The following is a 13,876-nucleotide window of genomic DNA, read 5'->3' on the forward strand; positions in this document are numbered from 1 at the left end:
CCAAGGGATGCACTACACGCATCCTAAAACCCGTCTTCTCATTGCTGAGGCAGGATTTAAGCAGTCGATGTCGCGCAAAGGCAATTGCTGGGACAACGCCCCGATGGAATCATTCTTCGGTCACTTGAAAGACGACGTTGATTTTAGCGATTGCCAAACTATTGATGAAGTGAGAGTGCGAGTCAAGGAGTACATAAGCTACTACAACTCAGAACGGTACCAGTGGACATTAAAAAAGATGACCCCTGATGAATTCAGAGGTCATCTGCTTGCTAGCTAAGCTCTAGGCGGTTTTTTTCAAACTGTCCACAAACCGGGTCACAGTTCATTCCCTGGAAGACAGACATCGTTTTGCCAATGATTTTTCTTAAATATGTGAATTTTCCCGCAACCAAAAAAGCTGATGTTTGTATAAGATACAAAACACCAGCTTTATGTTCCAGAGCAGATCTGGATGTACGACTTTGCTATTGTGGACTCGTTAGAACTAAGCATGCATCATTTGAAGGAATTGTTTGGTTTCCCGTTGTCCTTCGTCCTCATTTTCCAGAGGCAGCAGCCCTTGTTCGGCCCAGCATTTTCTGCACTGCTCTTCCGTTTCGCAAAGATGAGCGTCATCACAGTGGTAGCACAAGCGAAGCAGGTTTACAGTCATCATATCGGTTTCCATTCTCATCTTAATCACTCCTATGTTTTGTCTCTTCCTTACACTCTTATAATAACATGCCTGGAACCTAAAGATTGTGATTATTTTCACAATATTGTGAACATCCTAAAGCTTGTGCTTAATCTTGATGAATGTTCCTGAGAACCAAAAAGACTTTGTCCCCGCGCAAGCTTGAAAAATAGCGTGACAAAGCCTTAGGTTTATCGGACTCTCCAGGTTGCTCCTCCATCCATGCTGAGCAGCAGTCTTGAACGGGATTCATCGGCAGTTTCGACAAGCATCCACCCTACGTCGGGAGAAGCAAACTGCATTTTCGAAATAATCGGATAACGTTCAAGGTTTTTGGCAAGACCGGGATCGCGTTCATAAGCAGTCCATGTCTTTCCCATGTCGTTCGATGAATAGACAATACCATCCACTACACTCCAGCCTTCATTAAAACGGCGGAATACGGGAGCGATATTGCCGTCGAGGGTTTTCGGACTCAGCGGGAATGATACCAATTCCCAAGATTTCCCCCCATTCTTCGAAAAATATCCCTTATATTTGATTTTGTTCCCAGCGTAACAAGTCACCGGTACCCATACTCCGGCTGTGCTTCCCAGAAACCCGGGATCATCGGGTGAATAGGATTGGAATTTGTTCATCTGATCGTCCTGAAAGACCTGGTCCAAGGATTTCCACTTGCTTCCTCCATCCTTCGTAGCATACAGCTTGAAGCCCCGCATTTCTTTCACGGTAGCAAACCCTGTATTGGAGTCGGCAAACGTCATACCCGTGATCAATCCTGTTCGGGGGATAACCGTGCCTGGAACCCTTGAGGCCGGATATTCGGAATTTTGCATCACGGTCTTCCATGTCTCGCCATTGTCTTGGGTACGGTACAGCAGCTTTTCCTGAGAACCGGGAGCTGTTTCCCCTGCCGTCATTATCCAACCGTTTCGTGACGAGGTAAATGAAATCGCGGTAATTTCACCCGCATTCGGCAGTGAGGAAAGCTTCCACTCCCGTCCCCCGTCCGTCGTGTTCAGAAGCATGGGTTCCGTGCTCCCCCGTCCGCTTCTTACGATCCATCCGTTCTTTCGGTCGGTAAACACGAGGTCTCGGCCATATACGAGCTTTTCAGCAAATTTAACGTTGGATGCCGGTGAAATATTCACCCAAGTTTCGCCATAATCTTCGGTCAAGTATAGACGTAGCGACGTATTCGTAAGTCCCCAGGCAATGCCGGTTGACTCATTCAGCATATGAAAATCGGTTAATCGCGTTTGAATTTGATATTTACTTTTTACGTCCGGTGCGTTTTTTTTCCGTCTCCGGCGTAACGACCGTAATCGTTTGCCCATCTTCGACCGACTCCGTTTCCGGCTTAACCACCGGAGAGGGTTGCGGCTTCGTTTCGGGGGGGAGACGTGCACGCGGTTAGTAAAAATATAAATATGAAAAGTAAGCCCATGCCTTGACAGTACGAATGATTGCGTAATCTCAAGCAGTTTCCTCCTTCGTATCGCCCCTGCGTTTTCTTGTCGCTTTTTCGGTCATTATATCATAAATCATGATAGGTTTTCAGAACGGAACCCTTTCAGACTGTTAACAATATTGTAGCTTCTTTACCGTCCATCGACATTTCATGCATAAGGAACGCCTTGTCATGGAAAACTTCACTATGTGCCTTAAGAGCATAAAGCTTGGTTTAAGGAGGTGTAACCCATGCCGAAGCCGGACGACCGCAGCGATAACGTTGAACATTTGCAGGAAGCCGTTCATAACACGATTGAGAACTTCCGCGAAGCCAAAGACTATCTTTACGAACATGGCGATGAAATTTCGGTTGCCGAAAAGGAGCAAATCCTGGAAAAGAATGATCGCCGAAAACATAGCATTTCAGGATTCCGTGAAGAGATTAAAGACGAAGCCAAGCACCAGCAGGGAGAGTAAACGTTCATTAATAATAAAACAGGAAGCTCAATACAGCTTCCTGTTTTTAAAATACAATGATATTGAACTGATCGGAATTTAATCAATAGCAAGGTGCTATACAAGAAATATGAAACCTAAGTCAACGAGCTGTATTCCTTCCTGCACAACAGCAGGTATCCGTCTAAACCGATTCTATAGGCAAACGAAGCGATGCGATTGTAAGCATATTGAAACGAAATTTCCGTCATACTGTGACCAAATTGGTTGTCTTTTAAAATAACACGCGGATAAAAGACAAGTCAAGAATACCCAATTCGAGGATTTCCCCCTATAATGGGTAAATGGATACCATAGCATATATTCCCACTATAACCAGAAGAGGATCAAGAGAAGGAGATGATTTGAAATGAATACGTCTATCTTTAAGCCGAGCCGAGCCGTAATCATCGGAACGGGGGCGGTAGGCACGACGACCGCATATACCCTGCTGCTTCGCAAACGAGTATCGGAAATCGTGTTAATTGACGTGAACCATGATAAGGCCGTCGGTGAAGCGCTCGATATGAATCACGGACTGCCGTTCGTCGGCGGTGTTAAAATATGGGCCGGTGATTACCCGGACTGCGAAGGAGCCGACATTATCATCGTTACTGCCGGCGCTTCCCAAAAACCGGGAGAAACGCGTATCGATCTCTTGAAGAAAAACGCGGCCATTTTTAACGAAATCGTACAGAACATTACCAAGTATAATACGGAGGGCATTTTGTTGATCGCCACCAATCCGGTGGATATATTGTCTTACGTCACTTTGAAAGTCAGCGGCTTCCCTGCCAACCGCGTCATCGGATCGGGCACGCTGCTGGACAGCGCCCGTTTCCGTTACCTTCTCGGCAAACACAAGCATATTGATCCGAGAAGCATTCACGCCCACATCATCGGCGAACACGGGGACTCTGAGGTGGCGGTATGGAGCCTTGCTAACGTTGCCGGCATCCAACTCGATATCGAGGAAGAGGACAAGCAGCAAATTTACGACAGCACCAAAAAACGCGGCCTATGAGATCATCAATGCCAAAGGCGCTACCTTCTATGCTATCGCCCTTGCGCTGGACCGCATCGTGACGGCGATTTTACAAAATCAAAGCGCCGTACTCAACGTGTCCACGCTTCTTCAGGATTACAATGGCGTATCCGATGTCTATCTCGGCGTACCATGCATCGTGGACCGCACGGGCGTCAGGGAAGTTCTGGACCTGCCTTTGAGCGATGAGGAGAAAGTCCTCTTCCATAAATCAGCCGAAAAACTGAAAGCCGAAATTGCCAATTTGAAGTCTTAACCGCGACAAAAAACGTCCGCAGTGCTTTTACGAAGCAGCTGCGGACGTTTTTTTTYCATGGATTCGCTCGATAAAATGATGTGTGAACAAAATCCATTATATGCTCATTCACAATCTCCGGAATCCATGTGTGGGCGTTATTTCATTAATGTCATTAACTTTTAACATGTCGAATAATAAATGAAATTAGGGAAAATGAGAGAACGTTGAAATTTTTGCGTTTTCCAGAAAGAAACTATACCCCAATCGGCAGCTGTATCTCCAATCTGGCAATGGCCTCTTCTTTTTCCCGGTTGGTTACATGCGTATAAATCGTCGTTGTTTGAATTGATGAATGCCCTAACAGTTCTTGCACGGTCCGAAGGTCCGCACCTTTTCGAAGCAACATGGTAGCAAAAGAGTGTCTGAGCTTATGGCTGGAATACGATATTCGCTGCAATTCCGGCACATCCGCCTGAAACCGTTCAAATGTTTCCGATGCGATTAGCTGAATATTCCGTATGGATAACCGACGGCCCTTTTGAGATGTAAACAGAGCCTCCTCTTTAGCGCGCCGGGGCTGCAGCCTTTCTGAGACCGCCAGTTCGAGCATGCGCGCAACCGGCTCAGGGATCGGCAGCGACCGCCATTTCCGGCCTTTTCCGAACACGTTTAGGGTTCGATGCTCGGCATTAAAATCCGACAGGTTTAAGGCATGAACCTCGCCAATGCGCAAACCCATGTATGCCATTAGCAGAAAAATGGCGATATTTCTTGTACGATACTTTCCCCGTACAGCCTCGAAGAAACGCAAAAGCTCCTGTTCATTTAGATAAGTTGGGGTTTTGTTCTTCTCGGTTTTCGATTTTTTCACGCCTGCTGCAGGGTTTCTTTCCAGCATTTCAAGCTCGGTCAATGCTTTAAACAGACAATTCACCGCAGCATGCTTTCGGTTCCTGGTCGCGTCGCTAACCCCCCGTTCACGCACGGAAGACAAATACGACATAACATGAAGCTTTTTCACCTGTTCCAGCGGTTTCCCCTTAATCGAAACTAAAAACTCGCGAACATCGCTCATATAAGACTTTATCGTATACATCGTATAGCCCGCGTCCTTCATCCAAATCATAAAAGCATCCAGCGGCTCTTCATAGATGTCACTGACCTCGAACATGAGCTTCTCCTCCTTGTGATGAATTATATTTTATCATAAGAGGAGCGCTGCCGGTGAATCAGCTCTGCGTTTTTATTACCTTAAACAGTGAAACAGCCTGCCCCTTACGAATAGGTAACAGACTGTTTCAACTGCCTGATTTTCTAACCCGGCTTTCCAGATCCATTGAAAAATTCGATCCAATTTGGAAGGTCGTCGACAAAGAAATAGCTAGTACTTTCACATGACCAAGTCGGATTACCGAGCCTGAGACATCTGACTGTATCCTGATATCGTCCCCTTGGGCTTGTTCTTCTTCACTCCAAACAGGCAGGGGGGCCGTAAAAACCGGATAATCCGCAAAATCAATATTTTCCCGTTCTATCGGTGACGAGTCATATAACCCTGAAGATTTGGAAATAATTCGGCCCGTTGAGCCGCAGACGAATGCGGAACTGTTGGAAATGCTGCGAATATCTACACTTTGAACCTTGGAAGATCGCATAGATCTACCTTGCTGAGGACGGATGGTTTATGGAGATGGCCGGTGAAGGCACCGTATCTTCAGGTTCAAGCTCCTGATTTTCCCCCGAACTTTCAAAAACTGACGAGCAATTCATATTATGCGTATCTCCTATTAGAAAAACTGAAGATCCGGAAATGGATAAAACCTTAATGGAACCTACCTGTAATTCCTTATTGATGACGTTCATCTTCATTCGTATCCCCCTTTTCCGCAGAATGCAGTTCGATATATTGTTTGACGGCGGCATTGATATCCTGTATGACTTGACTGATGATCGACCTCGAAATTTCTTCGTTATTTCTTTGTTCTTCGGAAATGGCAGTCGATTGTTCGAGATAGGCATAAATACGGTGATCTGTTTGTTTTTGCAGATCCTGGATTGCCAATTGAACTTGATGTTTATTCAGATTGATATTTCTTTCTTTTGCAGCCCTGTAGAACTGATTGGGAACTTCATTCTGCAAATAGTGAATTACCGGTTGCTGAATATCGTTATATAAGTGGCTGTACTGTGCCGGCAACGGCCCAATCATCTGACCGTTTACCGTTATTTCCTCAAGATTTTTCCCTTCATTCGGCGTCAATCCTATATTTAAGGTGCCTTCCAGCTTTTCGATTTTCAACAGTTCAAAATGGTAGTCGATATGTTCAATGTTTGTTTGGTTTTGGTTCATAAGACGTTCGACTTCTCTTCGCAATTCCTTCAAGTGATTTTCTATTTGTTCAAGCCTCATGGACTGTGCTCTAAGTTCACAAAAAAGCTGCTGAACGTAATACGGATGCATGCATTCCCCTCCTATGGTTCATTGTATGCCGTATCCGATACAGTCATTCTGCGCGGATAAAGAAGTGCAGGCGAAGGCAGAGGAACCCGTGACATCCTGTCGTTGGAATTGCTTTCGGAAAAAGCATCATTCTGATCAATCGGTAAAGCCCCTAAATTGTGAGATCGAGCGTTTATTCTGCCAGACGTGCCAATTTGAAGTATCGAGGAATTGGAGACCGTTCCGATTTTCAAATGATTTACCGTAATGCATTGATAAACCGAATAATTCATATCATCCACATCCTCTAGACAGGGGATACTTGGTCAACCGCATCCGTATCCAGCGTATTTGTGGTGCTGGCCTGGTTATTTGTAATGCTCGACCCGGTTCCGATGGTGTCACCTATAGAAAAGGAGTTCGCACCCGCGTGAAGTTTTGAATTGCTGTTTAATACAACGGCGGCCGTATTTCCTATTAAGACCGTTGAGCTGGGGCCAACGTTGTTGATTTTTATATTGCCGACAATCGAAACCACAAACACTCCCCCTTCAGAGTCATATGTCATTCTATGTAGTTGTTTGCCTAGGTGTCACTGATAAAAGCATTCGCCCATATAATGGAGAAAAACGAGGGAGGCTCCTCATGATGAGTTCGGAACCTACAAATCCCCTGGACTGGCTGAATCAAGACCCTTTTTTCAAAAAACATTTTCCCTTTAAAACGCTGGAGGACCAATGGAGACTTGATCCAAATCAAGTGGACAGTTATGTACAAAACATCATTAACCAAGCAACCACTTCCGGCTTTATGGACGGCGTTTCGAGCCTTCGATACGAACATTTCGATATGCATGATACATTGGTGACCATGATACGAATTCCTAAGCGGATTCACCCTGAGAGCATTTGGGTCCAGCTTAGCAGAACCCAAATCAAAGTGAACGGATTGAAAGATAAGGAGAGCGAACTGATTAAACTGCCGGTTCCGGTGAATCCGGACCGGACCAAGGCTACTTACAAACAAGGCTCATTGCAGCTTAGAATGCCCAAACTGTCATCCGGTCGTTTTAAAGACGTATTTATTCGATATTTATAGGAATATAGGCAGTCACTTGCCAATCATGATGTCCCTCCCCCTCATTATGAATGAATAAAAAATGCTTCTAAAATGAAACAGCGTATAATTTATGTTATACGCTGTTTTTATCATAAGCTTTTTCTCTTTTTATTGAGGGCTTTCCTTATCTACAGATTAGCGAATTAGCAGATTGTTTTTAGTTAACATAATATTATTTATGTACTTTTCAGACTTCCTATTCATCTTCACCTCCACTCGCTGCTTTCAGCGCATGATCCTGGGTGCTGCGTAGCTGAGGCCCCCCTCCCCAGTTCGGTTAACTTTCGTTTTACAGGACCTTGTTACCATGAGTTCATTTATAGGGAGATGTATCCGTTGTGTTGAAAGTATATGTGGCAAAGGTGAGAGATATATTTTTTTGTTTATTATTATGAATTTTTCATGTATTGTTTTTTTTCATTTATAGAAAATTGTTTGTTCTTCTCATGAAAAGGAAAGGCAAGCCTCAAGGGTCGGTTTTCGGTCCCTTTTGACTTGCCTAAGGCCAAACATGTTAATGGATCAGCCTTTTACTGCCCCTTCCGTCAATCCTTTTTCGATAAATTTGGAAATGAACAAATAAACGACCAGTACGGGAATCACCGTTAGCGACACAGCGGTTGCCATCAAACCGAAATCCGTTCCGTATTGGGAGCTGATTTCGTTCAGCAAAGCCACAATCGGACGAACGTTTTCTTTATTGACAAAAATCAGCGCCGAGAACAAATCGTTATACGACCATAAAAATACGAAGATGCTGACCGATGCAAAGACCGGACGTGAAATCGGAACAAATACCTTCAAGAACATTTGCCACCGGCTGCAGCCGTCAATGAACGCCGCGTCTTCCAAATCTTTCGGAATCGTTGCCATATAGCCGGCAATGACAAGAATGGCAAACGTCAGGTTTCCGGCGGTCTGCGGCAAAATCAACCCCAGATACGTATTGACAAGACTGGTCTTGATCAAAATCTCATAGACCGGCACCACCGTCGCAAAAGCCGGTATCAACAAAGTCGCATATAAAACGGAATAAACAAGCCTCTTCCCTTTGAAGTTGAATCTGGCCAGTATATACGCCGCCAATCCGCCGAGCAGCAGGACGAGCAGCACGGCGCTTCCGGACATGATTAAGCTGTTAATGTAACTCTTGCCGATGTTGATCCGGTCAAATGCATTCTGGTAATTGGCCCAGATCGGATCAAATGCTATTTTAAAGGAATTGTTCATTACATCCCTGGACGCTTTAAAAGAGTTGTTTACAATCCAGAACAGCGGATAGATCGTTGTCAGGGACCAAGCTGTCAAAATAACATACATCAAGGCGGTGCTTAAACGGAAACGGCTTTTTTTTATTGGGCCGAACGCTATGTTCCTCGTTAATGGTTAACTGCATGATACTACACCCCTATACTGCTTAGTATGTAATTTCGTCTCTCTTTAACAGACGGTTGGCTAGCATGGCCAGCACCACGCCGAACACGACCATATAGATCGCCACGGTTGAGCCGTAACCAAAGTTTTGGTCGACCATCGCTTTTTTGTACATATAGGTTCCCAACACTTCTGTACCATTTTGACCGGATGTGATTACCCAAATAAACTCAAACACCTTCAAGGTACCTGTAATTGCCAGTGTAATAACAACCTTGATATCGCTCATGATCAAGGGAATGGTCAATTTTGTCGTTTTCTTAAAGCCCGTGATGCCTTCAAGTTTGGCCGCTTCATAAAAGTCCGAAGGAATTTTGGACATGGCGGTCAGGAATAAAACAAAGTAAAATCCCACATAATGCCAAACCGTAGGTATGGAAACCGCCTTGAGTGCGTTTTTCTCATCAAGCCACAAAATTTTATCAATGCCGAAATTGGCCAACAAGTTATTTAGAAGACCGAAATTATAGTTGTAAAAAAAGAACAAACAACAGTGAAATTGCCGTCCCCGAAATAACGACAGGGAAAAAGAACACCGTGCGATAAAACCCTTTTAGCTTGCTGATGTTATCGACCAGTACCGCCAAAACCAAAGCGATGCCGACCTGTAACACAATGACGTAAACCATGATTTCCAACGTATGCAGAGTTGCCGAGCCTAAAAGGTTATCCGTAAACAATCGTTCATAATTATCAAATCCGACAAATTTCTTGTCAAAAAAAGCCCGTTGTCCGATAGAAGCTGAGATATAAGCTTTTAAAAAACGGATAATACAGAAAGATGGCCATCAACGCTGCCGCCGGAAACAAAAACATCAAGATATACTTGCGATCACCCTTCATTTTCATCACCTTTGATGTTTATTTTTCTCGAATGGATCCGAGCAAATGATTGCGCCGCCCTTTATAGTCAAAGGGGCGGCGCGATATTCCCTATAGGTAACCGTAGCTTACCGAAACCTATTTCTTGTTGGCATCTTCAACCTTCTTGGCTTCTTCAAGCGCTTGAGCCGGTGTCTTGGATCCCGTTACGACAGGCTGCACACTGGCACGAAGATTGGAGAACGTTTCTTGCGATACTTTGCTGTCCACCGGCGAGTTGATCGAAGCAGCCTTGGCTGCCATCGCAAAACCGTCAAGCGCAACCTGAGGAAGGCCGGTTACTTCTACCTCTGCCGCAGGCGTTCCGCCATTGGCTGTAGCGATTTTTTGAATGCTTGCCGGAGACGTTAAATGTTTAAGAAGTTCAATCGTAATGTCTTTTTTGTCGGCATTATCATAGGTTGCTTTGGAAAGGTAGAAGCCTGTTCCGAAACCGCCTACGATATCGTTGCCGCTGCCCGCTCCGCCAGGAATGGCCGGGAATGGGATGACTGTCGAATTATTCTTCACATCGTCGCTCCAGCCTCCGATTGCCCAGGAACCTTCAAGAATCATGGCTGCAAGTCCTTCGCTGTAGTAATTGCCCGCCATGCCAAGATCGATGGTAGCCGCGTCTTTAGGGAAGGCTCCAAGTTCGTGAAGCTCTTTCAAGGCAGCATAGCCTTTCTCCCAGTTCGGATCAATCCCGTCGATCAAGCCTTTTTTCTGCCCTTCCGGACCCGCAGCAGCCAGAATGGCATGCTCAACCACGTAATGGGACTGGTCGAATGGAGCCGAGATCGGAATGATTCCTTTTTCGGAAAGGGTCTTAGCCGCTTTTTTTCAGCTTATCCCAATCCGTTGGGAGCTCCAGTCCGTTTTCTTCAAAAATCTTTTTATTCACAAACAGTCCTTCATAAAAACCCGTCAAAGGTACGGCGTAAATGTTACCGTCCTTCTGCTTGGCCAACTCCAGCGCATCCGGAATAAAGCCCTTTTTCCAGTCCGGGTTGGCGTCCAGGATTTCATTCATCGGAACGACCTTACCGGCATTGACAAACCCTTCTGCGTCAGCTCCGATAAAATAGAAAAGCAGGTCCGGCTCATTTCCGCTGTTCATATCCGTATTCACTTTGGTTCTGAAACCGTCGTCATTTGCGGACATGACGTCATTTTCGATTTTGACGTTCGGATGTTTTGCTGTAAACTCATCCAGCACGCCTTGGAAAGCATCCCGAGCGGCATCCGTTCCCCCGAACGTGGAGAAGACGCGCAGCTTGACTTCTTTATCCTCGGTTTTTGGCGCCTCGGTCGTCGGCGTCTTCGACTCTCCGTCTGCCGGAGGCGAGGCCGTTTTGGACCCGTTGCCGCAAGCCGCCATAAACATGGTGAGCAGCAGCATGACGCTCAGAAGAAGTAATGAAGACCTTTTCATTTTTCCTAATCCCCCTTAATCGTTATAATTGGCAAATATTTCTCTTCGCTGCCTAAACAAAGTTTATGTCAACCAAACTGGCATTCAAAGGGGGAGATTCCTCTAAATGGGGGACAAAAATATAAGCTTGATTTTTTTGTTGAAAGGGTTGTAATATGTTTCTTTTTTTCTAAAAAAATGAACTAAGCACAGTTAACACGCTGCCTATCAGGGGATGTACTAAAAACATTTTGAATTTCTATTATGAATTTTTCACATAATGATTTTTTTATAGTTTATACTGAAAATAAACAGAAAAAAAAAACGCCTATTCAGGCGTCCTTTCGAAACATGAAGCAAGTCCGGCGGTTCGGCACAAAAACCATCGTTGGTGAAGCCCCGATTTAATTTTACTTAAATCTGACAGTTTACATAATATACATAATGTAAATTAATATCATTAAATTTCTCCAACCCAATCTTGCCCGGCAACCTCTTTCCAGCGTTCGCGAATCGCATGGTACTGCTCCTCGGATAACGTAGTTCCGTCGCCAGCATGGTAGCATTCTCCTCCCAACGATCCGGTTTGGCCTTGCCGATAATCGCGGTAGCGACTCCAGGCGTACTAAGCGTAAATTTCAGCGCATGTTTGACTCCTTCCTGAACATCCGCCAAAAAAATCGCAATTAAGCTTTCCCAAACGCTTCCAGTAAGGATAAGCATAATCCGTATCGCATATGGTTTCATGCTTCCATGCTACATTTGCCACCGGCCGTTTGGCGATGATCCCCATCCCCCTTTCGACCGCATCACTTACTTTAATTAATATTATGAATCATTTATGTCATTAATTTGCTGAGGGGCTTAAAAAATACTGTGACGGATTACCTCTTGCGGGATCCACTCGCTCCTCAAAGCGGTCCTTCGTATATGCCTTGATCACTTTCCTCCAAAAAGCCTGGGCAGGAAGATTGGTGCTTACCTCCGTTACCTTCCAGCGGCCCTGCAACCGGTCGAACAACTGATAAGATGCCCATGTGCCCAGACCCGTCCGGCGGTATTTTTTCATGACGAAAAACTCGGTCAAATAATAATCTGCCTCGGCTGGATCATCCATTCTCTCCACCAGGGCGAAACCTGCCGGTTTGTTCTGATATGTAATTAGAAACGGATAGTGGGTTTCCCGGTTCGTCCAAAACTGGTCCAAATCGGGATACGGAGCAAACAGCCCCTGATCATTTAAATCGAAATCCAGAAACTGCGTGAAATCGTATAAATAAAATTGCATCATATTCTGAATGACATGTTTTTGCCTGGCAGGCACAAGTCCGATTCCCATGAACGACGTATTTACGGGATGAGTCATTCATCTTCCCTCGCTTCCTGTGATATTGGGTATTTGTATCCCTAAGTCCCCAAACCGATTTCCATTTCAAGCCAGCGGCAGGGGACGGAGCCTCATGCGTTATGATAATATAGGTGTAACGCAATCCTTGGGACCGACCCTTTCTTTTAAATCAAGCCTAACATTATTAACGTAAAATGAGGTGCATACGACATGAACATTCAAAAGGGCATCGACCGCATCAAGCTGGATGAAAAGGCTCCCCTGATGCCTTGGTATGTACAGCAATTCATCGACTACAAACTGCCTGACCTTTCCCCGTCAACGCTGTTGGAATATGTAAGAGACTACGAGACCTTTTTTTAACTGGCTACGGGCGGAAGGGTTATCCCAAGCGGAGAATAACGCCCAGATCAAACTGGAAGAACTCGAAACGCTAAGAATGGAGGATGTCACAGGTTATCGGCTGTATTTAACGACACGGCGGGAAGGAGCCAATTCCCGGATTACCGTATCCCGAAAGCTCTCGTCTCTGCGTTCCCTGTTCCATTACCTGAGCCAGATCGCGGAAGACGAGAACTTTTATCCCCTCCTAAAACGAAACATTATGGCCAAAGTCGAGAATAAACGCATCCATAAACCAAAAGACACTGCGGCCAAACTGAAGGGCAAAATCTTAGAAGACGAGGAGCTGCTGGATTTCATCGTTTACATCCACGAAGGCTATGCCGCAGACGTAGCCGACAACAAACAGGCCCTCTTCGCCCATGAGCTGAACAAGGAGCGCGATGCCTGCATTGCAAGCCTGATCCTGAATTCCGGACTCCGGGTGTCGGAGGTCGTGAATCTCAATATCGATGATCTGGATCTCGGCAATAAAAATGCTCCATGTTTTCCGTAAGGGCAATAATGACGAAACGTTCAAAACGCCGGTTTACTTCAGGGCTCAGGCCAAAGACGATCTCGAACACTACCTCACCCTTCGGCAAACCCGATACAAGGTACCCAAAAGGGAAAAAGCATTATTCGTTGCCCTCCGAAACGGGCAGACCGAAGGCCAGCGGATGACCAAGAGAGCCATCCAGGCCATGATCATCAAGTACGCGAAGCGCTTCGGGAAACCTTCCCTGACCGTTCACAAGCTTCGGCATTCGTTCGCCACGGATTATTATCTCCAGAACGATATTTACAAAACCAAGGAGCAGCTTGGTCATGCCTCAACCGAGACAACCGAAGTTTATGCCCATCTGACGGACAAAACCATGTCCGAAGCGATCGAAAGACGGACTGAAACGACCTAGACTAAGTTATCCTCAGGGGTTCTTCCCTTTCGGTCATCGGTTAACTTTTGCCTCTA

16 protein-coding genes and 2 pseudogenes are annotated in these 13,876 nt (G+C 45.5%); 5 read left to right on the forward strand and 13 right to left on the reverse strand.

What is annotated here, in order from left to right:
* A partial coding sequence (locus XI25_RS26650) for an IS3 family transposase (protein ID WP_046680998.1) occupies positions 1-280 on the forward strand: 280 nt, incomplete at its 5' end.
* Between the two features lie 207 nt (positions 281-487).
* Here XI25_RS26650 and XI25_RS26655 read toward each other — a convergent pair.
* Entirely contained in the window at positions 488-676 is a 189-nt protein-coding gene (locus XI25_RS26655; protein ID WP_442950440.1) for a hypothetical protein, read from the reverse strand.
* A 191-nt stretch (positions 677-867) separates the two neighbouring features.
* On the reverse strand, positions 868-2,013 hold the full coding sequence (locus XI25_RS26660) for a WD40/YVTN/BNR-like repeat-containing protein (RefSeq protein ID WP_152669230.1): 1,146 nt from the start codon (positions 2,011-2,013) through the stop codon (positions 868-870).
* A 364-nt stretch (positions 2,014-2,377) separates the two neighbouring features.
* Here XI25_RS26660 and tlp point away from each other — a divergent pair, with 364 nt between their 5' ends.
* Complete coding sequence (gene tlp / locus XI25_RS26665) at positions 2,378-2,605, forward strand: small acid-soluble spore protein Tlp (RefSeq protein WP_046680999.1); 228 nt, start codon at positions 2,378-2,380, stop codon at positions 2,603-2,605.
* 388 nt (positions 2,606-2,993) lie between these two features.
* A pseudogene (locus XI25_RS26670) lies at positions 2,994-3,924 on the forward strand (L-lactate dehydrogenase).
* 235 nt (positions 3,925-4,159) lie between these two features.
* Here XI25_RS26670 and XI25_RS26675 read toward each other — a convergent pair.
* The 5 genes from XI25_RS26675 to XI25_RS26695 form a co-directional block, all read right to left on the reverse strand.
* Positions 4,160-5,077 (reverse strand): tyrosine-type recombinase/integrase, encoded by a 918-nt coding sequence (locus XI25_RS26675; RefSeq protein ID WP_046681000.1) that lies wholly within the window; start codon positions 5,075-5,077, stop codon positions 4,160-4,162.
* Positions 5,078-5,204: 127 nt separating this feature from the next.
* On the reverse strand, positions 5,205-5,561 hold the full coding sequence (locus XI25_RS33140) for a spore germination protein GerPE (protein WP_152669231.1): 357 nt from the start codon (positions 5,559-5,561) through the stop codon (positions 5,205-5,207).
* A 191-nt stretch (positions 5,562-5,752) separates the two neighbouring features.
* Positions 5,753-6,367 (reverse strand): spore germination protein GerPC, encoded by a 615-nt coding sequence (gerPC, locus tag XI25_RS26685; protein ID WP_046681002.1) that lies wholly within the window; start codon positions 6,365-6,367, stop codon positions 5,753-5,755.
* Between the two features lie 11 nt (positions 6,368-6,378).
* Positions 6,379-6,639, reverse strand: coding sequence for a spore germination protein GerPB (locus tag XI25_RS37075; protein WP_046681003.1), 261 nt, complete (start codon positions 6,637-6,639; stop codon positions 6,379-6,381).
* A gap of 14 nt (positions 6,640-6,653) precedes the next feature.
* Positions 6,654-6,884 carry a spore germination protein gene (locus XI25_RS26695; protein WP_046681004.1) on the reverse strand — a complete coding sequence of 77 codons (231 nt, stop codon included), beginning with the start codon at positions 6,882-6,884 and terminating at the stop codon, positions 6,654-6,656.
* A gap of 107 nt (positions 6,885-6,991) precedes the next feature.
* Between XI25_RS26695 and XI25_RS26700 the strand changes: the two genes are divergently transcribed.
* Positions 6,992-7,444, forward strand: a complete 453-nt coding sequence (locus XI25_RS26700) for an Hsp20/alpha crystallin family protein (protein WP_235440441.1) — start codon at positions 6,992-6,994, stop codon at positions 7,442-7,444.
* 543 nt (positions 7,445-7,987) lie between these two features.
* Here the strand turns inward: XI25_RS26700 and XI25_RS26705 are convergent.
* The 6 genes from XI25_RS26705 to XI25_RS26725 form a co-directional block, all read right to left on the reverse strand.
* On the reverse strand, positions 7,988-8,773 hold the full coding sequence (locus XI25_RS26705; protein ID WP_235440442.1) for a carbohydrate ABC transporter permease: 786 nt from the start codon (positions 8,771-8,773) through the stop codon (positions 7,988-7,990).
* 109 nt (positions 8,774-8,882) lie between these two features.
* Positions 8,883-9,344 carry a carbohydrate ABC transporter permease gene (locus XI25_RS35435; RefSeq protein ID WP_235440443.1) on the reverse strand — a complete coding sequence of 154 codons (462 nt, stop codon included), beginning with the start codon at positions 9,342-9,344 and terminating at the stop codon, positions 8,883-8,885.
* Between the two features lie 515 nt (positions 9,345-9,859).
* A complete protein-coding gene (locus XI25_RS35440; RefSeq protein WP_235440444.1) occupies positions 9,860-10,531 on the reverse strand; it encodes a hypothetical protein in 672 nt (223 codons plus the stop codon).
* A gap of 58 nt (positions 10,532-10,589) precedes the next feature.
* Positions 10,590-11,195: an ABC transporter substrate-binding protein gene (locus tag XI25_RS35445; protein ID WP_235440445.1), complete on the reverse strand. Its 606-nt coding sequence runs from the start codon at positions 11,193-11,195 to the stop codon at positions 10,590-10,592.
* A gap of 393 nt (positions 11,196-11,588) precedes the next feature.
* Positions 11,589-11,921, reverse strand: a complete 333-nt coding sequence (locus XI25_RS26720) for a hypothetical protein (RefSeq protein WP_052759777.1) — start codon at positions 11,919-11,921, stop codon at positions 11,589-11,591.
* 100 nt (positions 11,922-12,021) lie between these two features.
* Positions 12,022-12,540: a GNAT family N-acetyltransferase gene (locus tag XI25_RS26725; RefSeq protein ID WP_046681006.1), complete on the reverse strand. Its 519-nt coding sequence runs from the start codon at positions 12,538-12,540 to the stop codon at positions 12,022-12,024.
* A gap of 192 nt (positions 12,541-12,732) precedes the next feature.
* Here XI25_RS26725 and xerS point away from each other — a divergent pair.
* Positions 12,733-13,820, forward strand: a pseudogene (gene xerS / locus XI25_RS26730) (tyrosine recombinase XerS).
* The last annotated feature ends 56 nt before the right edge of the window (positions 13,821-13,876 follow it).

This window comes from Paenibacillus sp. DMB20 (genome assembly GCF_000987955.1).
Lineage (GTDB): Bacteria > Bacillota > Bacilli > Paenibacillales > Paenibacillaceae > Paenibacillus_AQ.